The sequence below is a fragment of the Paenarthrobacter sp. Y-19 genome, from assembly GCF_029223985.1.
In the GTDB taxonomy this organism is placed as follows: Bacteria; Actinomycetota; Actinomycetes; order Actinomycetales; family Micrococcaceae; genus Arthrobacter; species Arthrobacter nicotinovorans.
In genome coordinates, this window is record NZ_CP119414.1 from 3,304,826 (window position 1) to 3,330,071 (window position 25,246).

Here is a 25,246-nt window from a genome sequence, read left to right on the forward strand (position 1 = left end):
CGGGTAGCGCCAATTGTAGTTGTGCACCCTGACAGCCAACCGTTAGTCACATCACCTCGGCAGGGCGGTCTTACGCCTCTTTCGTGCCGTCGTTTGGGGCCTGGAACGCCCCAAACCCGCGCCATTTCAGCGTTTCGCGTGCCAAGTACGTCACAGAAGCTCAAAAATTCTGAAACAATGGCTGGAGCGCCACGACCGAAACTTATATTCAGGAGATTTCATGGACATCGAGGTATTGCGCCGCGCACCCCTCTTCGCCACCCTTGACGACGACGCATTCCGCTTGCTGACGGACGAACTCACAGAGGTGGACCTTTCACGCGGGGCTTCCGTGTTCCGCGAAGGCGACCAGGGTGACCAGCTCTACTTCATCGTTTCCGGCAAGGTGAAGCTCGGCCGCACCTCCCCCGACGGCCGCGAGTCCCTGCTGGCCATCCTCGGCCCGGGCGAACTCTTCGGCGAAATGGCGTTGTTCGACCCCAGCCCCCGTACGGCAACGGCCACGGCTGTCTCCGAGACCCGCCTTGCCGGCCTCAAGAACGAGAGCCTGAACGCACTGCTTCGCACGCGTCCCGAGGTCTCCGCACAGTTGCTGCAGGCACTGGCCCGCCGCCTGCGCCGCACCAACGACTCCCTCTCCGACCTCGTCTTCTCCGATGTACCCGGCCGCGTGGCCAAGGCACTTCTGGACTTGGCCGACCGCTTCGGCCGCCCGGCCACCGACGGCGTCCTGGTTGCCCACGAGCTCACGCAGGAAGAACTGGCCCAGCTTGTGGGCGCTTCCCGCGAGACCGTCAACAAGGCACTGGCCGAATTCGTCCAGCGTGGCTGGCTGCGGTTGGAAGCCCGCGCCGTCGTCATTCTCGACATGCAGCGCCTCCGCCAGCGTTCACGCTAAAGCGCAAGAAAAGCCGCCCCGGTTTGGAACCGGGGCGGCTTTTTTGTTGTCCAGTGAGTAAGCGTCAGGCTCAAGCACGCGGAACGTGAGCAAGCGTCAGGCTCAAGCACGCGGAACGTGAGCAAGCGTCAGGCTCAAGCACGCGGAACGTGAGGGAGCATCAGGCTCAAGCACGCGGAACGTGAGCAAGGGTCAGGCTCAAACACGCGGAACGTGAGCAAGCGTCAGCGTTCGCGCTGTGGCTCCCCCGCGACGGTCTTGGCGGCTTCGACTTCGAGCATCAGGATGCCGCCCTCGTCCACCAGTTTGGGCTGGTAGACGTGGGCTTTGCGCTTGTAGCTCAGGTACGCGATGCACCCGTTGGCGTGGGCCATCTTTTCCAGCATGATTTCGGAGCCCGGCACCAAAAGCTGCCCAAGGGCCAGGCCCACAGTGTTTGGCTGGGCGATTTCGTCGCCGAGGGCGGACGTCTCGCGGAGGGCAATGGCCTCTGCCGCGGACACCCATCGGCCCCACACACCTTTGCTGCCAAGGATGCTGGGCTGCTGGTTCACCGGCACGGTTGCGGCAAAGTACCGGGTGTTGAAGCGGGTGTGCGCAAAGTCCGGACTGAGCCAGTTAACCAGCGGCTTCAGCAGATCCGTCCGCAGGGAAAGCCCACGCTTGGTGAGCATCTCCGTGAAGGACTTCTCCTGGGAGGCCACGGCTTCGCGGGCACGCATCCAGTCCACAGTGGAGTTGGCCTCCACTGTGGAGGAAGCGTCGGGTCCGGCCAACAGGACGCCCGTTTCTTCGAACAGTTCACGGATGGCACCCACCACATGACGGCGGGCGAGTCCGACGTCGTCTGTTCCCATCTGCTCAGCCCAATGCTGGGGTGAGGGGCCCACCCAACCGACGGGGTCGTCGTCGGACGGGTCCAGGGAACCGCCCGGGAACGCCACAACGCCCAACGGCGAGGAGCCTGGCCTGTATCCAAGCCAGGTCTCCAAGCCGGAGGGCGAGTCGCGCAGAAGAACAACGGATGATGCGTAGCGGGCGGCCCTGGGGGTCCGCTCGCCGAGTTCAAGCCAGTTTTGTGCTGCCCCCTCAAGTTCGGGAGGGAGGACAAACAATCGGCGGGCAAGCTGCGGCAATTGGGTGAACCGGTTCCTTAGCTGAATTCAGCGATGAGCTCGACCTCTACGGGAGAGTCGAGGGGCAGCACGGAAACGCCGACGGCGGAACGTGCGTGGATGCCGGCGTCGCCGAATACCTGTCCGAGAAGTTCCGACGCACCGTTGATGACGCCGGGCTGGCCGGTGAAGGTGGGTTCGGAGGATACGAATCCGACGACCTTCACGATGCGGGTTACGCGATCGAGGTCGCCGATGACGCTCTTGACGGCAGCCAGTGCGTTAATGGCGCAGACGGCGGCGTAGCGCTTGGCTTCTTCGGGATCAACAGTTGCCTCGTCCGAGGCACCCAACTCGCCCAAGGACACCTTGCCCGTAGCTTCGAGTTTGCCGTTAATAAAGGGCAACTGTCCGGACGTGTAAACGTAGTTGCCGGACACGACGGCAGGGACGTAGGCGGCTACGGGGGCGGCGACCTCGGGAAGGGTCAGTCCGAGCTCGGCGAGACGCTGCTCAACGGCCGACGTCGGGGCGCCGGATTCCGCGGGAGAGGTGGTTTCTGCGGGGGTGGTCATGGTTACTGCTTCTCCCTCTTAAGGTATGCGACAAGGCCCTTGCCATCGGGGCCGCCGACAACCTGGACAAGCTCCCAGCCGTCCTCGCCCCACTGGTCCAGGATCTGCTTGGTGGCGTGAATAATGAGCGGAATCGTGGCGTACTCCCATTTGGTCATGACAGAAAGCCTAGCCCTTGCCGGTAAACTGGAAAACATGGTGACTCGCAAGAACCCCATATTCGATACTGCCACCACCCTCGGAAAGATTTTAGGTTTCCTTGGCGTGAGTGCGATCTGTGGCGTCCTGGTGGCGGGACTTTTGGTCCCCGCCGCTGCCGTCTCGGGCAGTGCCGCAAGTGGTTCAATCCAGTTCTTTGACACTCTGCCGGCGGAACTGCAAGTGGATCCGCCCAGCCAGAACACCACGATCCTGGCGAAAGACGGTACGCCGATCGCCTCGATCTACGCAGAGAACCGCACCAAGGTTCCGCTGGATTCCATGAGCCCTTTCATCAAGGACGCTGTCATCGCCATCGAGGACAGCCGTTTTTATGAGCACGGCGGAATCGACACCACCGGCATCATGCGAGCACTGGTGAGCACCGCCCGCGGCAACAAGCAGGGTGCGTCCACCATCACCCAGCAGTACGTGAACAACGTCATCAACGAGTCACTGGTGGCGTCGGGCAAGGGTGACGACGTCCTCCTCAACGGTGTTAACAAGGGCGTGGGCGACAAGCTCCGCGAAATGAAGCTCGCGATCGCCCTGGAGAAGAAGTTCTCCAAGGAGCAGATCCTTGAGGGCTACCTCAACATCGTGTTCTTCAACCGCGATGCCTACGGCATCGAAGCTGCGTCCAAGTTCTTCTTCAGCACCACCGCCAAAGACCTGACGCTTCCCCAAGCTGCGCTGCTTGCCGGCCTGGTCAACAGCCCGTCTGCCTTCGATCCGATCACCAACCCGGACAACTCGAAGATGCGGCGCGACCTTGTCCTGAACGCCATGCTGGCCCAGAAGAAGATCACCCAGGCCCAGTACGACGAAGCTGTCGCCACGCCCGTGACCACCAAGGTAACCCCGGCCCGCCAGGGTTGCGCCTACGCCACCATGGCTCCGTACTTCTGCGATTATGTTCTGCACCTCCTGCTGAACAACCCGGCTTACGGTGACACCACGGAGGAACGCGAAAAGCGCGTTATGCGCGGCGGCCTGACCATCCAGACCACCCTCGATCCGACTGCCCAGAACGTGGCTCAGCAGCAGGTTGACGCCACGGCGGGTGCCAACCCGGACAAGTGGGGCGCCTCAATCGTCTCTGTCCAGCCGGGCACGGGACAGATCGTCAGCATGGCTCAGAACACCGTGTGGCTCCCTCAAGAGGGCAAGTTCGATCAGACCCAGAACTTCAACGTTGATGTGGTCGACGCCAACGGCAACGACCTCAACGGCATCGGTGGGTTCCAGCCCGGTTCCACGATGAAACCCTTCACGTTCGCCCAGTGGCTGAATGAGGGGAAGTCGATGGAAACCAATGTCAATGCGGCCGTTCGCAGGTATCCGCAGAACTTCCCTTGGAAGAACACATGCCCCGCGCCTACCGTCGGCTGGTACGACTCAACAAATGGGACCTTCGACCTACAGAACTCAGACGAGGGCTACTACAGGAACATGACCGTCCTGTACGGCCTCAAAAATTCGATTAACACAGCCACGTTTGCCTCAGCGGCCCAAGTTGATCTGTGCGGGATCCAAGGCATCGTTGACGCCACAGGCATTCATGGCGGCCTCCCCGCCCGCGACAACACAGGCAAAATCACGGACCCAAATCCCAAGGTCCCCATGACAACTCTGGCCAACCTGATCGGTTCAACCCAGACAGCTCCTTTGACCATGGCTACCGCCTTCGCGACGTTCGCAGCCGATGGTAAGTACTGTGCACCCATCGCCATCACCTCAGTGAAGGACCAGTCGGGAGCTGACCTCCCCGCGCAGTCCTCCAGCTGCAAGGACGCCGTGAAGCCCGAGGTGGCTCGTGGTGTGGCCTATGCGATGCAGGAAGTGCTGAATTCAGGTTCCGGTTCGCTGATCAGGCCATCCCTTTCAACAAAAAACAACTTCCCGGTGGCTGCCAAAACAGGCACGAACGACTCAAACGGCTCCACTTGGGTTGTTGGCTACACCAGCGGTCTTGCAACTGCTTCCTGGTTCGGTGATCCTTTGGGTAATCAGTCTCGCTACGGACGCAACCTCACCGTGAACGGCAAGTTCTACCCGTCCATCGACGGCTATATGATCGCCGGCCCGCAGTTCACCAACTACATGTTGGCCGTCGCTCCGGCCTACGGCACCAACCCGTTCCAGCAGCCGCCGTCCAACCTGACTGGTGCGCCGACACCGCAACGCAACAACACGCCGTCGAACACCACGCCGTCCGCGCCGAAGCAGGCACCAAACCCCGCGCCGTCCACCGGAACCGGCAACAACGGTAACGGCAATGGAAACAGCGGCGACGCCCCCGGCAAGGACTAACGAGTGACGTTCGCTGATTCACTGGCAAACCGCGCCCGTTCTTTCGGGCGCGGTTTTGCCGTCACTGCAGCCGTCGGGGCAGCCGCAGGTACAGCGGCTGCCGCCTACGGGTGGTGGGAAAAGGACCAGTTCGAGGTCCGCCACGAAACGTTGCCAATTCTCCCCGAGGGCTCGGCACCCCTTCGTGTCCTGCACCTGAGCGACATCCACTTTGTCCCCGGCCAAGTCAAGAAGACGCAATGGCTGCATTCCCTGGCGGACCTCAAACCCGATCTTGTAGTCAACACGGGCGACAACTTGAGCCACACCAAGGCCATTGACCCCCTCATCCAGGCCTTGAGGCCCCTGATGGAGTTCCCCGGGGTCTTCGTTCCAGGTTCCAACGACTACTACGCGCCGCGGATCAAGAACCCGGCGGGCTACTTCCGTGGTCCTTCGAAACCTAAAACCGAGCCCCTCCAGCTCGACTGGCCCAAGCTCCGCTCGGCCTTCGGCATGAGTGGCTGGATCGACCTCACCAACCGCGCCCAGTCCGTGGTGCTCAACGGCCTGCGGTTCGACTTCTCGGGCGTCGACGATCCCCACTTGGGCCGCGAACGCTACGCAGGCTGGCCCCGCGGCACTGTAAACCAGGATGCCCGGCCGCACCTCAAAGTCGCCGTGATCCATGCTCCGTACCAACGCGTGCTGGACCACTTCACGCAGGCGGGCGCTGACCTGATCATCGCCGGTCACACTCACGGCGGCCAGATCTGCATCCCCGGCTACGGCGCCTTGGTCTCCAACTGCGACCTCCCCACCTGGCGGGCCAAAGGCCTCCACGATTGGGAAAGCGATGGATTCACGACGCCGGTGAACGTCTCGGGCGGCATCGGCACCTCCCGCTTCGCCCCGGTCCGCATCGCGTGCCGCCCGGAGGCTGTACTGCTGACGCTCACAGCCCGCAGCTGAACTGCGGGCAGCATTACGATTCCCAATAACTGGGTCAAACATTTCACCTGGGGTGCGTGGTCCTGTGAAACGAATCACGCCATGGCATAGGGTAGTTGCTACGGGAAACTACATCCGCACCATCTGAAGATCCAGCTGTTGAGAAGCGGGCATGTCCAAGCAAACGTCATTTTTCACCTCCGTCGGCCGCCTGTACCCTCACGTACGGCCCATCCTCCCGCGCCTCTTCATGGGCCTGATCTGCGCCTTGCTGGCCAGCATTGTCGCGCTCACCATCCCGCAAGTCCTGCGGGTCTTGGTCAACAACTCCTTGCAGCCCGGCGGTTCCACGGACGCCGTCTGGATTGCCGCCGTCGTGATCCTTGCTCTGGGCATCGCCGAAGCAGGACTGGTGGCTCTGCGCCGCCAGTTCGTGATCAACCCGGCCACCACCGTGGAGACCCGGATGCGCGTGACCCTTTACGGGCACCTGCAGGAGCTCACGGTGGCGTTCCATGACCGCTGGGGTTCCGGGCAGCTGCTCTCCCGCGCCATGACGGACCTCAGCTTCCTGCGCCGTTGGATGGCGTTCGGCGCGATCATGCTGGTGGTCACGACACTGACGGTGATCATCGGCGTCGGCGTGATGTTCTCCATGAGCTGGCAGCTGGCGCTCATCTTCCTCGCCGCCGCGGTGCCGATCATGATCAATTCTTTCCGGTTCCGGCGGCGCTTCAGCCTGGTGGCCCGGCTCAGCCAGGACCAGGCCGGCGACCTCGCCACCACCGTTGAGGAATCCGTCCACGGAATCCGTGTCCTGAAGGCGTTCGGACGGAGCCGCGAGGCACTGGAGAACTTCAATGGCCAGGCTGAGGAACTGCGCCAGACGGAGATCGCGAAAGCCAAGCAGCAGGCCGGTTTCACCTTGGTGGTGACACTGCTGCCGGAACTCGCCTTGGGTGTCGGGCTGGTGGTTGGCGTCATGCTCGCCGCGAGCGGTCAGCTCAGCATTGGTGCCTTGGTCGCCTTTTTCGCGACCGCAGCCGTGGTGGCTACCCCGGTTGAATTTTCCGGCATGCTCTTGGCCATGGCGCTCACGGCCAAGACCGCGCTGGACCGGCATTTCGAGGTCATGGACACCGAGAACACCATCACCTCCCCGGAGACGGCCGTGGTGCCGGAAACCGTCAAGGGTGCCTTGCGCTTTGACCATGCAGGTTTTGGGTTCGACGACGGCGGCACCCTCCTGCACGACATCACCCTGGACATCCGTCCCGGCGAAACCATGGCCTTGGTGGGCATCACGGGAAGCGGCAAGAGCGCGCTGCTTCAATTGGTCCCCCGCCTGTACGACGTCACAGCCGGTGCAGTAACCATCGACGGCGTGGATGTCCGCGACTTCGACATCGACGAACTCCGCAAGGTGGTTGCAGTGGCGTTCGAGGACACCACGCTCTTCTCCAGTTCTGTCCGGGACAACGTGCTCCTGGGCGCTCCCGATCCCAGCGACGCCGCGCTGGATGAGGCGTTGGACGTGGCGCAGGCGCACTTTGCCTACTCCCTGCCGGACGGCGTGGACACCCTCATCGGAGAGGAAGGCTTGAGCCTGTCCGGTGGCCAGCGGCAGCGCATCGCACTGGCCCGCGCCATCGCCGCCAAGCCGAAAGTCCTGGTGCTGGACGATCCCCTGTCCGCTTTGGACGTGAATACCGAGGAACGCGTTGAGGCCCGACTGCGTGAGGTTCTCCGCGAGACCACCACGCTGATCGTGGCGCACCGTCCCTCCACTGTGGCGTTGGCCGACCGGGTGGCCTTGCTCGAAAACGGGACCATCACCGCCGTCGGAACCCACACGGAACTGCTGGCCGAAAACGACCACTACCGTTACGTCATCGCCAGCCTGGATGCCGGTCCGAAGGACCTTGATACAGAACTGGACGAACTCGAAGAAGCTGAGGAGGCCCGCCGGTGAGCGCCGCAACCTTTGGAACCGCCAACGAGGACAACACCCTCCTCAGCAAGGCTGACAGCAAAGCCGTACGACGCCGGTCACTCGCCTTGCTTGCCTCGTTGATCCGTCCGGTGCGGTTACGTTTTTGGTTGACGATTGTGATGGTGGTTGTTTCGCAGCTCACCCGCGTAGCGGGGCCGGCACTGATCGCCTTTGGGATCGACAACGCCTTGCCGGCACTTCAGGCAGGCGACAACGGCCCCTTAGTGCTGGCTGGGTCCCTCTATCTGGCCGCTGCGATCGCCACGGCCGGAATGACCGCGCTCTACGTGACCTCCACGGCCCGGTTGAGCCAGGCGATGCTCCTGGACCTGCGGCTCCGCGTTTTCCGGCACACGCAGCGCCTGAGCCTGGAATTCCATGAGAAGTACACCTCGGGACGCATCATCGCCCGGCAAACTTCGGACCTGGAAGCGCTGCGAGAGCTGTTGGATTCCGGGGTTAGTTCGCTCGCCTCCGGCATGCTGTTCATGCTATTCACGGCATTCACGGTGTTTGCCTTGGATTGGCGGAGTGGCCTGATCATGCTCGCGGCCGGTGTCCCCATGTTCTTCCTGGCGCGTTGGTACCAGAAACACTCGCAGATCGCGTTCCGGGAATCCCGGGTAGTCTCGGCCCGGTTGATCGTGCACTTTGTGGAGACCATGACGGGTATCCGCGCTGTGAAGGCGTTCCGCAAGGAGCGCGAGAACGCGGACCGCTATGGCCAACTGGCTGAGGACTACCGCAAGAACACTGTTCGCTCCATCAACCTGAACGGCATTTTCCAACCCGGACTGGTGCTGATCGGTAACGTGTGCGTGGCTGTGGTCCTGCTGTTTGGCGGCTTCCGGGTGCTCAGCGGCGACCTCGCAGTAGGCGTCCTGCTCGCCCTGATCCTCTCCACCAAACGCTTTTTCCAGCCGGTGGACCAGATGGCCATGTTCTACAACTCCTTCCAGAGTGCCCAGGCAGCGCTGGAAAAGGTGTCCGGACTCTTGGAAGAAGTACCCACCGTCCGTCCGCCGAAAAACCCGGTGCCTCTGAAAAGCTCACGCGGGGAGATCGACTTCAAGGGCGTGGAGTTCGGCTACAGCGACGGCCAGTTGGTAGTTCCTACCTTGGACCTGCACATTCCAGCCGGACAGACGGTCGCCTTGGTGGGACAGACAGGTGCCGGTAAGTCCACACTGGCCAAGCTGGTGGCCCGCTTCTACGATGTCACGTCCGGCGCCATCACCTTGGATGGAGTGGACCTGCGGGACCTGGCGACGACGGACCTCCGCCGCGCCGTGGTGATGGTGACCCAGGAGGCCTTCCTCTTCAGCGGTTCGGTTGCCGACAACATTGCTTTGGGTCGCCCCGAGGCTTCCCGCGCCGAAATCGAGGCCGCCGCCGCAGCAGTTGGTGCGCACGAATTCATCACGAGCCTGCCCGAGGGCTACGACACGGACGTCAACAAACGCGGCGGCCGGGTGTCGTCGGGTCAACGGCAGCTCATCGGTTTTGCCCGGGCCTTCCTTGCCGCGCCGGCCGTGTTGATTCTGGACGAAGCTACATCCTCCCTGGACATTCCTTCCGAGCGGATGGTCCAGCAAGGACTGGCTCAACTCTTGGAGGGAGTCGCCGGCGGGAACGCTGCCCGAACGGCCATAATCATTGCCCACCGCCTCTCAACCGTGGAGACGGCCGACCGGGTGCTGGTGGTCCACGACGGGCGCATCGTCGAGGACGGGACGCCCGCCGAGCTGATCAGCGGCGGCGGACGCTTTGCGCAGTTGCACGGGGCTTGGCGGGACTCACTGGTGTAGTCGTGGTGCCGGGTGCGGGTGTGGCGAGGGACACCCTCTCCCCGATTTCGCATCACGGGACGTTTCGGCTATTCTTGAACAGTTGCTTTCGCAGCGGATCGGGATGTAGCGCAGCTTGGTAGCGCGCTTCGTTCGGGACGAAGAGGTCGCAGGTTCAAATCCTGTCATCCCGACCAAACACGAAAATGGCGTCGAGAAATCGGCGCCATTTTTTGTTGCCATTTCTGTCCAAGTCCAGCCGCTTTCGTCGCGGTTATCCACAGGCTGCGCTTTTTCTGTTTGCACGGGAGAACGCTGTCACTACGCTGTCAAGGGTCAGCGCAGCATCCTGGCGCCATCGACATCGGGTTCTAGGAAATCGCAGAACGGGCAGGGCCAGAGAATGCAGACAGAATTTATCCAGCTCATCGTAATCCTGGGCGCCATGGGAGCCCTGCTCATCGTCATGGGGTCGATCTGCATCAAGGGCAAGCTCCCCATGAACTCCCTGGTCGGGATCCGTTTGCCGGCCACCACGGTTTCCGAGGAAGCGTGGATTGTGGGCCACAAGGCAGCAGGTCCCTACGTGATCGTGGGAGGCATCTGCTCTGCTGCAGGTGCGGCGGCCATACTTCTGTTTCCCACGCTGGAACCGCCAACCCTGGCTTCGATCACCGCAGCCGGGGTGGTGCTGTTCATCGTCGTTGCGGCCTTTGTGGCTTCGGGTGCTGCCAAACGTGAATCGTTGAGCGAATGAATATTCCCGGCGCCATTGCACGCCAAAATGGGCAAAAGTAAAACCCCGGGGCATCGCTCGTCACGCCCCGGGGTTTTACTAACTACAATTGATTTACATTGGATCCGGCCAGTTACCGATGGACATCGGCGTATAGGTGGTGTCCGCTGACTTGGTCGGCGCAGCAATGCGCATGGGATCAGGCCAGTTGCCGATGGCGCTTACGGTGGAGGAGTCTGCTGCCGAAGCGGCAGAGACGACTGCGGGAACTGCAACCGTGGCGGTCAGTGCGCTTGCCAAGGCCACTGACGCGAAGATTTTCTTGAACATGATGTACCCCAATGCGAGTCGGATTCGTTACGGAAATTGCGCGGTCCCTGTTGACATACATTGTAAAATGTTTTCCACAGAGACTGTCAAGGTTTTGGTCAAAAGACACCTGTAGGAGGGACCCGTGGGAAACGGATTCGGCGAGAAACTACGTGCCGAACGGCTCGAACGCGGGTTAACGCAGGCAGAGCTCGGCAAGAACCTGTACTCGCCCAGCTACATTTCACTGCTGGAAACCGGCAGGCGCGAACCTACGGCAGAGGTCATCGAAGAGCTGGCCCGCCGGCTGGAACTGGCTCCCAAAGCGTTGGAAGCGTGGAGCCAACCCGTCTCCGTCAGCGATGCCGAGTACGTCCTGGCCGGCCTGTACGCCCGCCAGGCGTGGGACCTGCGGGACTACCAACTCGCCGCGAGCCACGCCGCCACCGCAGCGCAAATAGCCCTCGAGGCCAAGAACAACAGCGCCTGGTGGAACATGACCTATATGCAGGCCGAGTGCGTGATGAAGCAAGGCCAGCTCAAGGAATGCCAGCAGATCGTTGAGCACCTGCTGGAGCACCCCATGGCCACCGAATCCGCCGGCCTCGGAGTACGCGCCTGGCAGATGCTTGCCGCCGTGTGCCACGGACAAGGGCAGCTGGCCACCGCCGTCGAGCATGCCAAGCAGGCAGTGAAGCTCAGCGAGCAACTACCCAAGGGCTCCACCCTCATCATTGGCGCGCACCGCGCGCTGATCGGTGCATTGGCTGAGAGCGGCAAGCTGGATGAGGCCTGGGAGTATTGCCTGGCGATGATCGAGCACATGGACGAACATTCCATGTCCCAGTTGGCCGGTGAGGTCGCGTGGGTGGTGGGCAACGTCGCTTTCATGCGGCACGACTACGTGGAGGGCATCAAACACCACGAACGCGCCGCCAAACTGCTCTCCCCCGCCAATGACATCGAGCTGTGGGCCCGCTTCAACAAGGCTTCGGCAGCGGTACGACTGTCTTCCGGCATCGTGGAACCGGAAACCCTGTCCGCCATTGAACGTGCAGAACTCGCGCTGTCGATCGTGGGAGGCAACAAGACGGACCAGTTGGAGGTCGCTTTCATCCGCGCCCGGTGGCTCTATCTCACCGGCGACATTCCGGCCGCCGTCGAGAAACTCCGCGAAATCCACACCGACCGCAAGGTCTTGGCCCGCCACACGGCCGGCGAAGTTTCACTGCTGTTGGGTAAGTCGTTGAAGGCTGCAGGAGAAGCGTCGGAAGCTCTGAAGTTCCTGGAGGAAGCCCAACACGACTTCAGCGCCGCGGGAGCCTCGGACAGGGTCCAGCAAGCCATGGACGCCGTCCTGGAGATCCGCCTGGCCGAGCGCCGGGCTGCGAAGGAACACTCCCAAGCCTGATTAAACAAGTGAGTCGCAGTTCATGCCGTTATGAGCTCAAAACGACATGAACTGCGACTCAGTTGGGGCTTTACGCGAACGTGCGGCCCGTGAGCTTCTCGTAAGCCTCCACGTAACGGGCACGGGTGCGCTCCACAACGTCGGCGGGAAGTGCCGGCGGCGGGGTGTCCGAGGACTTGTCCCAGCCGGATTCGGCGGAAGTCAGCCAGTCACGGACGTACTGCTTGTCATACGAGGGCTGCGACTTGCCGGGCGCGTACGTGGACGCATCCCAGAACCGCGAGGAATCAGGCGTAAGGACCTCATCACCAAGGGTGATCACACCGGTGGCGGCGTCGATACCGAATTCCACTTTGGTGTCGGCCAGGATGATGCCGCGTTCACGGGCGATCTCCTCGGCGCGGGTGTAGATCTTCAGCGTGAGCTCGCTCAGGCGGGCAGCAATGTCATCGCCCACCATCGCCACGACGTCGTCGTAGGTGATATTGACGTCGTGCTCGCCAACCTCGGCCTTCGCCGAGGGCGTGAACAGTGCCTTCTCCAAGCGGGAGCCATCAACCAGGCCCTCAGGCAGCGGGATCTCGCAGACGGTGCCGTGCTCCTTGTATTCAGCCAGGCCCGAACCCGTCAGGTAGCCGCGGGCGATGCATTCCACCGGGAACATGTCCAGCTTCTTGCAGATCATGGCCCGGCCCTCGACCTCGGCAGGCACTCCGCCTTCGACTGTTGAGGCCAGCACGTGGTGCTCAACGTCCAACTGCTCGAACCACCACAGGCTAAGCTGGGTCAGGACGCGGCCCTTGTCCGGGATCTCACTGCTGAGGACGTGATCGTAGGCGCTGATGCGGTCGCTGGCGACAACCAGGACGCATTCCTGGCCGATCTTCTCCGTGATCGCTTCATCGGCGGGGACGTAGAGGTCCCGGACCTTGCCGGAGTAGACGTGGGTCCAACCGGGGAGATCCAGGGTCTCGGTCTTGAAACCGCCTGCGGGAAGGGATTCAGTCATGTTCAGGCCTGCACTTTCGGGATGGTGCCGGTGGCCGCGTACGGCACCCGGATTTCGCCGCGGGCGGCCTTGCCTGCGATGTCCGTACGGAACTGTGAGCCTTCAAGCTGAACCAGCTCGACGCCGTCGTACGCTTTCTCGCGGGCCTCCACCAGATCCGAACCGAGCGCCACAACCGCCAGGACGCGGCCGCCGGCGGAGACAACCTTGCCTTCGTCGTCCAGTTTGGTACCGGCATGGACCACGTGGACACCGTCCAGTTCGTCGACCTTCTTCAGGCCACGGATGCGGTCGCCTGTGCGGGGTGCGTCAGGGTAGTTCTCGGCAGCAACGACGACGGCGACTGCCGTGTCCTTGGACCAGCGCAGCTCTTCGGCGGTGTCCAGTTCGCCCTTGGCAGCTGCCAGCAGCAGCGCACCGAGCGGCGTCTTGAGGCGGGCCAGGACAGCCTGGGTCTCCGGATCGCCGAAACGGACGTTGAATTCGATGACGCGCGTGCCGCGCGAGGTGAGGGCCAAACCGCAGTACAGGACGCCGATGAAGGGCGTGCCGCGGCGGGCCATCTCGTCCACGGTGGGCTGGGCGACACGGTCGATGACTTCCTGGACCAAGCCTTCGGGGGCCCACTCCAGCGGAGTGTAGGCACCCATGCCGCCGGTGTTGGGGCCTTCGTCGTTGTCGAAGATGCGCTTGAAGTCCTGTGCCGGGGACAGCGGGACCGTGGTCCGGCCGTCGCAGAGGACAAACAGGGAAACTTCGGGGCCGTCAAGGAATTCCTCGATCACCACGGTTCCACCGGCGTCGAAGCAGGTCTGCGCGTGGGCCAGGGCCTCCGCGCGGTCCTTGGTGACGACGACGCCCTTGCCTGCGGCCAGTCCGTCGTCCTTGACGACGTAGGGAGCGCCGAAGGTGTCCAGGGCGTCTGCGGCTTCCCCTGCGTTTTCGGCCACCCGGGCCATGGCCGTGGGAACGTTCGCTTCAGCCATGATCTGCTTGGCGAACGCCTTGGAAGCTTCCAGCTGGGCGGCTTCCTTGCTGGGGCCGAACACCGGAATGCCGGCCTCGCGCACGGCATCGGAGACACCGGCTGCCAGCGGCGCTTCCGGGCCAACAACTACCAGGTCCACGCCCAGCTTGGTGGCCAGGGCGGAGACGGCTTCCGGGTTGTTCCCGTCAATAGCGTGCGTGGGCACGAGTTTGCTGATGCCCGCGTTGCCGGGGGCCGCGTGGACCTCGGAAACGTTGGGGTCTTCAAGCAGAGAGCGGACAATGGCGTGTTCGCGGCCGCCTGGGCCAATGACGAGTACCTTCACAGTCTTCAAGGGTACTTTGTGTGGAGCGCTCGGCCTAAGCTGTGTCACGCAGCGGACCCGGCGCGCACCCGCCTGGCCCGGGAACCACCCCGCCACGCCTAGACTTGCTTCATGCCCATGAGTTCGCATGAAACGTTCAACGTTGAGACCGCCGTCGAACTGGCAGTGATCGAACGCAGTGGCTTCATCGAGTCCCGGCACATAGGTGCGGCCGTGGTCCTCGCGGGTGACGGTTCCGTTGTCACCCGCCTCGGCGACATCGATGCTCCCGTCTTCGCCCGGTCAACGCTCAAGCCCTTCCAGGCCCTCGCCTCCATGCAATCCGGAGTTCCGCTGCGCGGTGCGCAAGTGGCCGTGGCGTGCGGAAGCCACACCGGATCCCTGGACCACATGGACGTGGTGGAGGGAATGCTCAAAGCGGCCGGCGTTCGGGAGGAACACCTGCAGTGCCCCACCGCCTGGCCCCAGGACGAGACAGCCCGGAACTGGCTGGTCCGGTCCGAGCGCGGGCAGTCCAAGCTCGCCTTCAACTGTTCCGGCAAGCACGCAGCCTTCCTGTGGGCGTGCACCGAAAACGGCTGGGACCTCCGCAGCTACCTCGAACCGAACCACCCCCTCCAGCAAAGGGTGCGTTCCGTCATCGAGGAATACAGCGGCGAAACCATTTCACACCTGGGCATCGACGGCTGCGGCGCTCCTGTTGCCGCGCTCTCGCTGACCGGGTTGGCCCGTGCCTACTCCCGCCTGGCCAAGTCCCCGGGCGATAAATCCTCCAACGCCCGCGCAGCCACCATCGCCACGTCCATGCTGGATTACCCGTGGGCCGTCCAGGGCAAGGGTGAGTCGAACACCGTCGTCATGGAAGAGCTGGAGGTTCTGGCCAAGATCGGCGCCGAAGGCGTCCTGGTCCTGGCCACCCCCACTGGCGCCACGGTGGCAGTCAAGGTTCTGGACGGCAACCTCCGCGCCACCACCCTTGTGGGACTGACCCTGCTCGCCGTGAGCGGGGCGGTGGACATCCCGGCCGTATCCAACGTCCTTGAACGGGTGGTGGAGCCTGTTCTGGGTGGCGGTCATGAAGTGGGCAGGATCCGGCTGGGCCACGCAGTCTCTGCCCTGCTGGACTAGTAGTTAAGAAGGAAAGAACCCATGGCTGTTGCACGACGCCGCGTCGACATCTCCGAGGGCCGGGCTGCGCTGGCCGCCTGGCAAACCGCCGTCGGGCCTTCCAGTGGTGAAGCCGCCGGTGAGCCTGGCACCGCTGCCGGGACCACGCCGTCGCGCGCTGTGATAGCGACGGCGGTCCGCTACACGCTGGAAGAAGTCACCGCGCGTGCGCCCGGCAATTCAGTGGAGGTCCGCGTCCCGCCGTTCGGCGTCACCCAATGCGTGGAGGGGCCCCGGCACACGCGCGGCACTCCCCCGAACGTCATAGAGACCGACGCCGACACCTGGCTTGGTTTGGTGACCGGCAGCATCACCTGGGCCGACGCCGTTTCGGCCCACAAGGTGACCGCCTCCGGTTTGCGCGCCGATCTTTCTGAACTGCTGCCCCTCTAAAACGAGTTTTTGTACAGCTGATGCCCCTAAGACCACGTCTTAGGGGCATCAGCTGTACAAAAACTCGCCAGGTCAGTCAGGGCAGACCGGGGTGGACGGTTGCCCGGGCTTGCTCATCTCGAACTGGGGGATGTCGTCCGCTGCAGGTCCGCCGCGGAACTTCGGGGAGGGCTGCTGGCCGGTGCTGATGCGCTCCAGCTCCTGCTGTGCGTAAACCTCTTCCTTGCCGAGCATGATGGCCGTGTCCTCGTTGGTGATCTCGCCGTTGAAGGCGCGGACCATGACGCTGCGGTCGAACTGGCCTTCCCACTTTGCGACGACGAAGGTCGCTACGCAGTTGCCCAGCAGGTTCACCACGACGCGCATGGAGTCCATGAGGCGGTCGGCTCCGAGGAGGAGTGCCACGCCGGCTACCGGGAAAATGCCCAGTGCGGCCGCGGTGGCGGAGAGTGCCAGGAAGGACGAACCGGGAACGCCCGCCATGCCCTTGGAAGTCAGGAGCAGCACACCCAGCGCAGCCAGTTGCTGGCCGAGGTCCAGGTTGTGCCCGAACGCCTGGGCCAGGAACAACAGGGAGATGGAAAGGTAGATCGCTGCGCCGTCGAGGTTGAAGGAGTAGCCGGTCGGAACCACGAGACCGGTGGTGGCACGGGAGCAGCCGGCGTTGGTCAGCTTGGTCATGATGCGTGGCATGACAGCTTCGGTGGAAGCCGTGCCGAGAGCCAGCAGGAACTCCTCCCGGGTGTACTTCAGGAACTGCCACAGCGGAACGCGGGCGAAGCTCCAGGCCACGAGGAACAGCAGGCCGATGAAGACGATCGCGGCGCCGTAGCAGGACGCTATCAACAGGGCATACGTTCCAAGGGTGCCCACGCCGTACTGGCCGATGATGAACGCCATGGCACCGAAAGCACCAATGGGGGCCACCTTCATGATCCAGGACATGATCTTGAAGATCAGCTCCAGGACAGTCTCCATGAGGCTGATGACCGGGAGGCAACGGTCCCGGCCGATGACCACGATCGCGGCGCCGAAGAAGACCGAGAAGAAGAGCACCTGGAGCAGGCTGTTGTTGGCGAAAGCGCCGATCACGCTGACGGGAATGACATCCAGGATGAACGCTGCGGCGTCCTTGGGAGGCGCGTTGCCGGTCTTGGCGTTCAGTGCGTCCTGGGAAAGCGTTGAGGGGTCAATGTTCAGGCCGGCACCCGGCTGGACAATGTTGCCGACGATGAGCCCGAAGACCAGGGCGAAGAGAGTGGCGCCGGTGAAGTACAGGAGGGCTTTGACCCCGACCCTTCCGACCGCCTTGACGTCGCCCACTGCCGAGATGCCTGTGACGATCACGAGGAAAATCAGCGGGGCGATGATCATTTTGATGAGTTGAATGAATCCATCACCCAGTGGCCGGAGTGCGGACCCGATGTTCGGCCAGAAATGACCGATGAGCACACCTGCGACGACGGCGATCAGGATTTGAAAAAAGAGCGACTGGTACAGCCGCTTTTTCTTCTGCGGGGCCGAACTCGCCTTCAGCGCCGCGGGGTCTGGGATCTTCATTGATCTGAACCAATCAGTTTGGGAACAGCCCCTCGTTTTGGGGGGATGTTTTCAATGTAAGCCCGGTCACACCATTCCGCAAGGGGAAATTCGATTTCCATATTGTGGAAGTCACAATTGGTTTTTTGTACAGGTGATGCCCGCATGAGGGGTGTTTAGGGGCGGGAGCTGTACAAAAACTACGCTGCCCAGCCCTGCTTGCGGAGGGCCTGCGCCACCCGGGCAACCACCCACCTCTGCCCTTGCCGCATGTCGATCCTGTTGATCTTGACCTGCCGCCAACCGGCGTCTGCAACCCGCTGGTCCCGATAGGCGTCAAGCGCCTGCTGTTCGGGAGACAGATGATGAAGGCCTTCATACTCCAGGCAAGTGCGATACTCAGGGCATCCCAAGTCCGTCCACACAGGCCGCCCCAGGGCATCCATCACTGGACAGTTGGGCATAAACGCCGGCAAGCGGGCGTCCTCCAGCATGAGTCTCAGCTTCGTTTCCGGCGGGGAGTCGACACCCACCCTCAAGTCGTCGAGCGCCAAGCGGGCTTTGCGAACACCATGGACACCGTTGGCCCGCGCAACGAACGCGCGTAGTTCGGACAAGGAAACCATCGCTACCCTTGCCGGACCGAACGTGCGGGTATGTTCGCTGACAATGGCGTCGCCGGCCACCACCAAGTCTTCAATCGGCAGCATGGTGGCCAGGTCTACCCATGTACGCGCCACGGACGTGAGGACAACGCCGTCCAGGTCAGCGAGGTCACCGTCCCGCAACGTCAGCCGGTGACCGGCCACCCCTCTTCGCCGCGGCAAAGACCCACCCCGTGACCGCGACAGGTGGATAAATCTCCCCGGTTCGCGAAAGTGGGGGCCGCTCTTGGGACCCCAAGGAACAGGTTCCGCAACTGCGGTCACCGGCCCGCCGTCGTCGGGTTTGAAATGCGCCCAAGGAGGCAACGGCAGTCCCAGTACCTCAGCGGCACTGATGTGGCTGAGGAAATCGCCCTGACGAAGTTCAAGATGGGGCCGGGCGATGTCCAGTAGCGTCTGCGGTTTCTGCGGAATGCGGAGTCCGCGGCTGGGCGCCACCAGGTCCGTTGCCCGGAGTCGCTTGGGAGCGACGCCATATTCCGCGGCCTCCTTGATGGTGAAGGCGCGACTAGAGAGGGCAGGGGGAAGAGGCGACAAAGGACGCATGCCCTATTGAGTCACAACGAAGGAGCCGGCGGGACGTTATCCACAGGTCCGCCCGCTCGTCCGCGAGTTTTTGTACAGCAAATGGCCTTAAGGGCCCGATTTAAGGGCGGTAAGTGTACAAAAACTCGCTAGCCGCGGCCTACGAACGGCATTCCGGCAGCCGTGACCACCAAGGATCCAACACTGGTCGTGGCCGGCATGTTGGCCATCATGAGCACGGCGCGGGCAGCATCTTCCACCGGAAACATGGGTTCCACTTTGCGGCTGCCGTCGGCTTGCAAGGCCCCTGAGCCCACGCCGATGGTGTCCATGATCTCGGTACGGGTATTGCCGATATCGATCTGCCCGCACGTGATCCCGAACGCCCGGCCATCAAGCTCGATGCTCTTGGTCAGACCCGTCATCGCATGCTTGGTGACCGTGTAAGCCACAGACCTGGGCCTGGGCGAATGGGCGGAGATGGAACCATTGTTGATGATGCGCCCACCCTGCGGTTGCTGGTCCTTCATGGCCCGGACAGCCTCCGCAGCGCACAACATGGACCCTGTGACGTTGACACGCAGGGTTGCTTCCCACTCGTCAACGCCAATCTCCCCCACGTCCCCGGCCGGTCCGAAGACCCCGGCATTGTTGAACAGCACATCCACCCGGCCCCAGCGTAGGCGCACCTCCGCGAAAAGGCGCGCGACGTCGTCGGGCACTGTTACGTCGCAGGGAACCGCCAGGGCATCCGGATGGCCGTCGGCGGTTTCAAGCAATTGCGCCTCCCGCCGCCCGGCCAGCGCTACCTTGTAGCCATCGGCCAGCATGAGCCTGGCGACGGCCCGCCCGATACCGGAACCGGCCCCGGTAACGACGGCGACCCTCAGGTCGGCGGGCAGGCTGGAGTCAGTCATGTGGTTGCCTCTCGGATGGTGCGTTCAGCGCTTTGGCTCAGCGCGCGGCTTCGGCGGCCTGGGCTGCGGTTATCGGCCAGCCTATGACAGTCTTCGGGCGGGGCGTGGCATACGTTCGCACCTTGGACGTGGACAGGCCAAGACGGACCAAGGACTCGGCAATCGTGACCGCAGCAGCAACCCCGTCAACCACGGGAACCCCGGTGCGTTGGCGGATCTGCTCATCCAGTCCGGCCATGCCGCCGCAGCCAAGGACGATCACTTCGGCCTTGTCATTGTGCACCGCTTGCTCCGCCTGGCCCACGATCGCCTCGACCGCACGTTCCGGATACTCCTCGAGTTCCAGCACAGCCATGCCACTGGCGCGGACGGACGCACAACGCGCTTCCAGCCCGGCGAGCTTGAGCCGGTCCTCGATGAGGGGAACCGCGCGGTCGAGCGTCGTCACCACGGAGTACTTGTGGCCCAGGAACATCGCCGTGCTGGCTGCGGCCTCGGTGATGTCCACGACCGGCACGTCCAGCAGTTCCTGGAGGCCTTCGCGGCCGTGCTCGCCGTAGCCGGCTTGGATGACGGCGTCGAACGGTTCCGGATAGTTGACCACGGCGTCCATGACGGCAATCGCGGCCAGGTAGCTTTCGAAGTTGCCTTCGCAGGAATCGGCGCCGAAGTGGGGTGTGATTCCGATGATCTCGGTGCCGGGCGCCGCCACCGCGCGGGCCTGGGCTGCAATGGAATCGGTCATGGATTGGGTGGTGTTGACGTTCGCGACAAGGATGCGCATGGAATGTCCTTTATATCTTTGGTTGACGGCGCTCAGTGCGTGCTGGCGACGGCGATGGGCTCGCCGGAAACGTCCTCATGGACCTGCTTCTTGTCTGCCACGGCGAAGTACGTGAGCGCAGCGACGCCTGCTCCGATGAACCAGGCGAACGGAGCCGCGGCCGCCAAAGCGGGAATGAACGCGATGGCGATGGCCATGGCAGCGGCCGGAAGCATGGCGATAATGGCCTTGGGGTTGACGCCGCGCTTGTAGAAGTACGCGCCCTTGGGGTCTTCCGAGTACAGCTCCGGAACATTGACCTTGCCGCGCCGGACCAGCCAGTAGTCAGCTATGACCACGCCGAACAGCGGGCCGAGCAAGGCGCCCAGGCCACCGAGGAAGTACACGATCACGATGGGGTTGTTGTAGAGGTTCCAGGGCAGGATGACCAGGCCGATGGTGCCGCTCACCCAGGCTGCCTTGCGGAAATTCAAGTGCCGCGGGAAAAGGTTCGTCAGTGCATAAACCGGGGCCACGAAATTGGCCATCAGGTTCACCGCGATGGTCAGGATCAACAGGGCAAGGCAGGCCAGGACCAGCAGGAGCGTATTCGGGATGCTCTGCACGATGTCCGACGGGCTCTGGATGACAGTGCCGTTGATCTTGTACTGGCCGCCGGCCATGACGACGACGATCGCACCAAAGACAAGCATGTTGATGGGGATGCCCCAGAAGTTGCCCTTGACGATGGACTTCCTGGACGTTGAAGAGCGGGTGAAGTCGCAGAAGTTCAGCACGAACGTTCCGTAGATGGATACCCACAGGGCGCCGCCGGCGAAAATGGTGAGCCACATTTCGGTGCCCTCAAGGCCCTTGATGCCGCTCCACTGGATGGCACCGCCGGCTTCGATGAAGACCCACACTGCAATGGCCGCCATCGTCACCAGGATGATGGGGCCAGCGAAGGCCTCGTACTTACGGATCATTTCCATGCCGAAGCTGACGATCACCAGCTGCACGATCCACAGCGCCACGAAGGAGAACCAGCCAAGGGTTGAAAGGCCGAGGATGGAGTTGCTGTCCAGGTCCTTCAGTCCGGGAGCCACGGCTACCAGCAGGACCCGGAGGACCACCGACGCCAGGTACGTCTGGATGCCGAACCAGGCAACGGCAACGGCACCGCGGACGAGGCTGGCGATCTGGGCTCCCCTGATGCCGAAGCTGATGCGGCTCATGACCGGGAACGGGACACCTGTCTTCTGGCCCATGAAACCTGAAAAATTCAGGAGGGCGAACAGAAGGACGGCGCCGATGCCCAGGGCCACCAGGATCTGCCATCCTCCCAGGCCCAGGGAAAACAGCCCGATGGCGAAGGCATAGTTACCCAAGCTGTGGACGTCGTTGGCCCAGAGGGTAAAGATGCTGTAGCTGGTCCACTTGCGGCCCTTGGCCTTGGTGGGGGCGAGGTCGATGTTGTAAAGACTGGGACTGATGGTACGGCCTGCGGCTTCGGAAGCAATCGCGCAAAGATCCGTGTTTCCCACGACCGGGTGGTTGGGGGCACCCGTCTTTGCGTCTTCCGGAGTCTCATTGACGCCGACTGATGAAGTCGTCTGCATCGTGGATCTCCACTTCGTACTGATTCCACATTATGGAATCGAGTTATTGAATAGTGAAAGAACTCTATGACGCAGGTCACGCCCGGTCAAGGCTTCACGCTGTATGCAGGGTCACATTTGGTTGTTTGCCGCCAGGTTTGCGGGTTGATTGTTTCGGATACGCAATCCGTGTTGACGCTGCCCATCGGCAGACGTAATCTCGAATTGCAGAATTTTATTCTCACAATACGAAATTCCTTGAGCGCCCCCACAGAGCAAGCGCCCAGACATTCAATGAAGAGAGGTTGGACGTGGCTGCAGGAGAAGAGACCTCACACATCCTCAGCGGGTTGACTGCCCAGCTGCCTGATCGTGATCCGGAAGAGACCGCGGAGTGGATTGAGTCCCTTGATGCGTTGATCGCTGAGCAGGGTACCGAGCGGGCTCAGTACATTATGCGTTCGTTGTTGCAGCGTGCTGGTGCCCGGTCGGTGGGTGTGCCGATGGTGACGACCACTGATTATGTGAACACGATCCCGGTGGATCAGGAAGCACCGTTCCCGGGGAACGAGGAGTTCGAGCGCCGGTACCGGGCGTATATGCGGTGGAACGCTGCGGTGATGGTCCATCGTGCGCAGCGCTCCGATATTGGTGTGGGTGGGCATATTTCCACTTATGCCGGTGCTGCGACGTTGTATGAGGTGGGTTTCAACCATTTCTTCCGCGGCAAGGACCACCCCAGTGGCGGGGACCAGGTGTTTTTCCAGGGCCACGCGTCTCCGGGGATGTACGCCAGGGCGTTCATGGAAGGCCGGTTGAGCGAAGAAGACCTGGACGGGTTCCGTCAGGAGAAGTCCAAGGCCGGGCATGCGTTGTCCTCGTACCCGCACCCGCGGTTGATGCCTGATTTCTGGGAATTCCCGACCGTGTCGATGGGTATCGGCCCGATGAACGCGATTTACCAGGCCCAGTCCAACCGGTACCTGCAGAACCGTGGGATCAAGGACACCTCGGACCAGCAGGTCTGGGCGTTCCTTGGTGACGGGGAAATGGACGAGCCCGAGTCCCGTGGTCTGCTGCAGCTGGCAGCGAACGAGAACCTGGACAACCTGAACTTCGTGATCAACTGCAACCTCCAGCGCCTGGACGGGCCGGTGCGTGGCAACGGCAAGATCATGCAGGAACTCGAAGCGTTCTTCCGCGGTGCGGGCTGGAACGTGATCAAGGTCGTCTGGGGCCGGGAATGGGACTCCCTCCTGGAAGCGGACAAGGACGGGGCGTTGGTGAAAATCATGAACGAAACCCCCGATGGTGACTACCAGACCTACAAGGCCGAGTCCGGCGGGTTCGTCCGTGAGCACTTCTTCGGCAAGTCCCCGCAGACCAAGGACATGGTCGCGGACCTGGACGATGAGCAGATCTGGGGCCTCAAACGCGGCGGTCACGACTACCGCAAGGTCTACGCCGCGTACAAGGCAGCGACCGAGTTCAAGGGCAAACCCACCGTGATCCTGGCCAAAACGGTCAAGGGCTACGGCCTGGGCCCGCACTTCGAGGGCCGCAACGCGACCCACCAAATGAAGAAACTCACCATGGAAGACCTCAAAGCCTTCCGTGACCACCTGCGCATCCCCATCAGCGATGACCAGCTCGACGCCGACCTTTACCGGCCCCCGTACTACCACCCCGGCATGGACGCCCCGGAAATCAAATACCTCATGGACCGCCGCGCCGAACTCGGCGGGTTCGTGCCCGAACGGCGCCGCACCCACACCCCGGTCACCCTGCCCGAAGCCAAATCCTACGACGTCGCCAAACGCGGATCCGGCAAACAACAAGCCGCGACCACCATGGCCTTCGTCCGGCTCCTCAAAGACCTCATGCGCGACAAAAACTTCGGCGCCCGGTTCGTGCCCGTCGTCCCGGACGAATCCCGCACCTTCGGCATGGACGCGTTCTTCCCGACCGCGAAAATCTACAACCCCAAAGGCCAGAACTACCTCTCCGTGGACCGCGACCTCGTCCTGGCCTACAAAGAATCACCCGCAGGCCAACTGATCCACCCCGGCATCAACGAAGCCGGCGCCGTCGCAGCATTCACCGCCGCCGGCACCGCCTACGCCACCCACGGCGAACCCCTGGTCCCGATCTACGTGTTCTACTCCATGTTCGGCTTCCAACGCACCGGAGATTCCTTCTGGGCCGCCGCGGACCAAATGACCCGCGGCTTCATCATCGGCGCGACCGCAGGACGAACCACCCTCACCGGCGAAGGACTCCAACACGCCGACGGGCACTCCCCCATCCTGGCCTCCACCAACCCCGCCGTCCGCACCTACGACCCCGCCTACGGCTACGAAATCGGCCACATCATCCGCCACGGCCTCGAACAAATGTACGGCGAGGCCAGTGACGATAAAAACGTCATGTACTACCTCACCGTCTACAACGAGCCCATCACCCAACCCGCCGAACCCGAAAACCTCGACACCAACGGGCTCCTCAAAGGCATCTACCAACTCGCCCACGCCCCCGAGGCCACCACCGGAAACGGAAACCGCCCCACCGCGAACATCCTCGCCTCCGGCGTGTCCGTCCCTTGGGCCCTCGAAGCCCAAAAAATCCTCAACGACGACTGGGGCGTCGCCGCGACCGTCTGGTCCGTGACCTCCTGGAACGAACTCCGACGCGACGGACTCGACGCCGAAGAACACGCCTTCCTCAACCCCGGCCAACCCACCCGCACACCCTTCATCACCGAACAACTCCACGGCCACACCGGACCAGTCATCGCAGTCTCCGACTACATGAAAGCCGTCCCCGACCAAATCCGACAATTCATCCCCAACGACTTCGCCTCCCTCGGAGCAGACGGCTTCGGCTTCTCCGACACCCGCCAAGCCGCACGCCGCTACTTCAAAAACGACACCCACTCCATCGTCGCCAAAACCCTCCAGTTGCTGGCGGCGAGGGGTGAAGTCGAGGAGGGCGCGCCGTCGTACGCCATTGACCGCTACAAACTGCTCGACGTCAACGCCGGTACCACCGGCGGAGCAGGCGGCGACGCCTGACAACCCGCACTAACGACAGTT

At 62.7% G+C, this 25,246-nt stretch carries 21 protein-coding genes and 1 tRNA gene; 11 read left to right on the forward strand and 11 right to left on the reverse strand.

Annotated features, from left to right (window positions below; all coding sequences use genetic code 11):
- The first annotated feature begins 220 nt into the window (after positions 1–220).
- Positions 221–898, forward strand: coding sequence for a Crp/Fnr family transcriptional regulator (locus PYR64_RS15390; RefSeq protein ID WP_011775987.1), 678 nt, complete (start codon positions 221–223; stop codon positions 896–898).
- Positions 899–1,122: 224 nt separating this feature from the next.
- On the opposite strand, the gene PYR64_RS15395 is transcribed toward PYR64_RS15390, so the two are convergent.
- The 3 genes from PYR64_RS15395 to PYR64_RS15405 are packed head-to-tail and all read right to left on the reverse strand — an operon-like array spanning position 1,123 to position 2,746.
- Complete coding sequence (locus PYR64_RS15395; protein WP_018777049.1) at positions 1,123–2,034, reverse strand: NUDIX hydrolase; 912 nt, start codon at positions 2,032–2,034, stop codon at positions 1,123–1,125.
- Between the two features lie 17 nt (positions 2,035–2,051).
- Complete coding sequence (locus PYR64_RS15400) at positions 2,052–2,588, reverse strand: RidA family protein (RefSeq protein WP_018777050.1); 537 nt, start codon at positions 2,586–2,588, stop codon at positions 2,052–2,054.
- Positions 2,589–2,590: 2 nt separating this feature from the next.
- Positions 2,591–2,746, reverse strand: coding sequence for a DUF4177 domain-containing protein (locus tag PYR64_RS15405; RefSeq protein ID WP_011775990.1), 156 nt, complete (start codon positions 2,744–2,746; stop codon positions 2,591–2,593).
- Between PYR64_RS15405 and PYR64_RS15410 the strand changes: the two genes are divergently transcribed.
- The 6 genes from PYR64_RS15410 (at position 2,745) to PYR64_RS15435 (ending at position 10,566) form a co-directional block, all read left to right on the forward strand.
- Positions 2,745–5,099 (forward strand): transglycosylase domain-containing protein, encoded by a 2,355-nt coding sequence (locus PYR64_RS15410; RefSeq protein WP_082010240.1) that lies wholly within the window; start codon positions 2,745–2,747, stop codon positions 5,097–5,099. The two genes, PYR64_RS15405 and PYR64_RS15410, sit on opposite strands and share 2 nt — an antisense overlap.
- A 3-nt stretch (positions 5,100–5,102) precedes the next feature.
- Complete coding sequence (locus PYR64_RS15415) at positions 5,103–6,050, forward strand: metallophosphoesterase (protein WP_110503675.1); 948 nt, start codon at positions 5,103–5,105, stop codon at positions 6,048–6,050.
- A 151-nt stretch (positions 6,051–6,201) separates the two neighbouring features.
- On the forward strand, positions 6,202–8,001 hold the full coding sequence (locus tag PYR64_RS15420) for an ABC transporter ATP-binding protein (protein WP_110503674.1): 1,800 nt from the start codon (positions 6,202–6,204) through the stop codon (positions 7,999–8,001).
- Positions 7,998–9,830 (forward strand): ABC transporter ATP-binding protein, encoded by a 1,833-nt coding sequence (locus tag PYR64_RS15425; RefSeq protein ID WP_275776110.1) that lies wholly within the window; start codon positions 7,998–8,000, stop codon positions 9,828–9,830. Before PYR64_RS15420 ends, PYR64_RS15425 begins: the two co-directional genes overlap by 4 nt.
- Before the next feature lie 99 nt (positions 9,831–9,929).
- A tRNA-Pro gene (locus PYR64_RS15430) sits at positions 9,930–10,006 on the forward strand.
- A gap of 206 nt (positions 10,007–10,212) precedes the next feature.
- The gene (locus PYR64_RS15435; RefSeq protein WP_275776112.1) at positions 10,213–10,566 is read left to right on the forward strand and encodes an SdpI family protein; all 354 of its coding nucleotides are present in this window, start codon (positions 10,213–10,215) and stop codon (positions 10,564–10,566) included.
- A gap of 93 nt (positions 10,567–10,659) precedes the next feature.
- Here PYR64_RS15435 and PYR64_RS15440 read toward each other — a convergent pair whose 3' ends face one another.
- On the reverse strand, positions 10,660–10,875 hold the full coding sequence (locus PYR64_RS15440) for a hypothetical protein (RefSeq protein WP_018777056.1): 216 nt from the start codon (positions 10,873–10,875) through the stop codon (positions 10,660–10,662).
- Positions 10,876–10,999: 124 nt separating this feature from the next.
- Here PYR64_RS15440 and PYR64_RS15445 point away from each other — a divergent pair, with 124 nt between their 5' ends.
- On the forward strand, positions 11,000–12,265 hold the full coding sequence (locus PYR64_RS15445) for a helix-turn-helix transcriptional regulator (protein WP_018777057.1): 1,266 nt from the start codon (positions 11,000–11,002) through the stop codon (positions 12,263–12,265).
- Positions 12,266–12,335: 70 nt separating this feature from the next.
- Here the strand turns inward: PYR64_RS15445 and PYR64_RS15450 are convergent, their stop codons facing one another.
- Both PYR64_RS15450 and purD read right to left on the reverse strand, forming a co-directional pair.
- Positions 12,336–13,274, reverse strand: a complete 939-nt coding sequence (locus PYR64_RS15450; protein WP_079580979.1) for a phosphoribosylaminoimidazolesuccinocarboxamide synthase — start codon at positions 13,272–13,274, stop codon at positions 12,336–12,338.
- A gap of 2 nt (positions 13,275–13,276) precedes the next feature.
- Complete coding sequence (gene purD, locus PYR64_RS15455) at positions 13,277–14,587, reverse strand: phosphoribosylamine--glycine ligase (protein ID WP_039242858.1); 1,311 nt, start codon at positions 14,585–14,587, stop codon at positions 13,277–13,279.
- A gap of 111 nt (positions 14,588–14,698) precedes the next feature.
- Between purD and PYR64_RS15460 the strand changes: the two genes are divergently transcribed.
- Together PYR64_RS15460 and PYR64_RS15465 are read left to right on the forward strand one after the other, a co-directional pair.
- Positions 14,699–15,715 carry an asparaginase gene (locus tag PYR64_RS15460; RefSeq protein WP_055971075.1) on the forward strand — a complete coding sequence of 339 codons (1,017 nt, stop codon included), beginning with the start codon at positions 14,699–14,701 and terminating at the stop codon, positions 15,713–15,715.
- A 21-nt stretch (positions 15,716–15,736) separates the two neighbouring features.
- Positions 15,737–16,147, forward strand: coding sequence for a sterol carrier family protein (locus tag PYR64_RS15465; RefSeq protein ID WP_189075425.1), 411 nt, complete (start codon positions 15,737–15,739; stop codon positions 16,145–16,147).
- Between the two features lie 72 nt (positions 16,148–16,219).
- Here the strand turns inward: PYR64_RS15465 and PYR64_RS15470 are convergent, their stop codons facing one another.
- The 5 genes from PYR64_RS15470 to PYR64_RS15490 all read right to left on the reverse strand — a co-directional run bounded on the left by PYR64_RS15470 (position 16,220) and on the right by PYR64_RS15490 (position 22,175).
- Positions 16,220–17,707, reverse strand: coding sequence for a cation:dicarboxylase symporter family transporter (locus PYR64_RS15470; RefSeq protein WP_039242863.1), 1,488 nt, complete (start codon positions 17,705–17,707; stop codon positions 16,220–16,222).
- Between the two features lie 179 nt (positions 17,708–17,886).
- A complete protein-coding gene (locus PYR64_RS15475; protein WP_275776119.1) occupies positions 17,887–18,897 on the reverse strand; it encodes a hypothetical protein in 1,011 nt (336 codons plus the stop codon).
- A 128-nt stretch (positions 18,898–19,025) separates the two neighbouring features.
- Positions 19,026–19,793, reverse strand: coding sequence for an SDR family oxidoreductase (locus PYR64_RS15480; RefSeq protein WP_039242866.1), 768 nt, complete (start codon positions 19,791–19,793; stop codon positions 19,026–19,028).
- Positions 19,794–19,830: 37 nt separating this feature from the next.
- Positions 19,831–20,577 carry an aspartate/glutamate racemase family protein gene (locus PYR64_RS15485; protein WP_275776122.1) on the reverse strand — a complete coding sequence of 249 codons (747 nt, stop codon included), beginning with the start codon at positions 20,575–20,577 and terminating at the stop codon, positions 19,831–19,833.
- Positions 20,578–20,609: 32 nt separating this feature from the next.
- The gene (locus PYR64_RS15490) at positions 20,610–22,175 is read right to left on the reverse strand and encodes an NCS1 family nucleobase:cation symporter-1 (RefSeq protein ID WP_275776124.1); all 1,566 of its coding nucleotides are present in this window, start codon (positions 22,173–22,175) and stop codon (positions 20,610–20,612) included.
- A 290-nt stretch (positions 22,176–22,465) separates the two neighbouring features.
- Between PYR64_RS15490 and aceE the strand changes: the two genes are divergently transcribed.
- On the forward strand, positions 22,466–25,225 hold the full coding sequence (aceE, locus tag PYR64_RS15495) for a pyruvate dehydrogenase (acetyl-transferring), homodimeric type (protein ID WP_275776126.1): 2,760 nt from the start codon (positions 22,466–22,468) through the stop codon (positions 25,223–25,225).
- Positions 25,226–25,246: the final 21 nt, after the last annotated feature.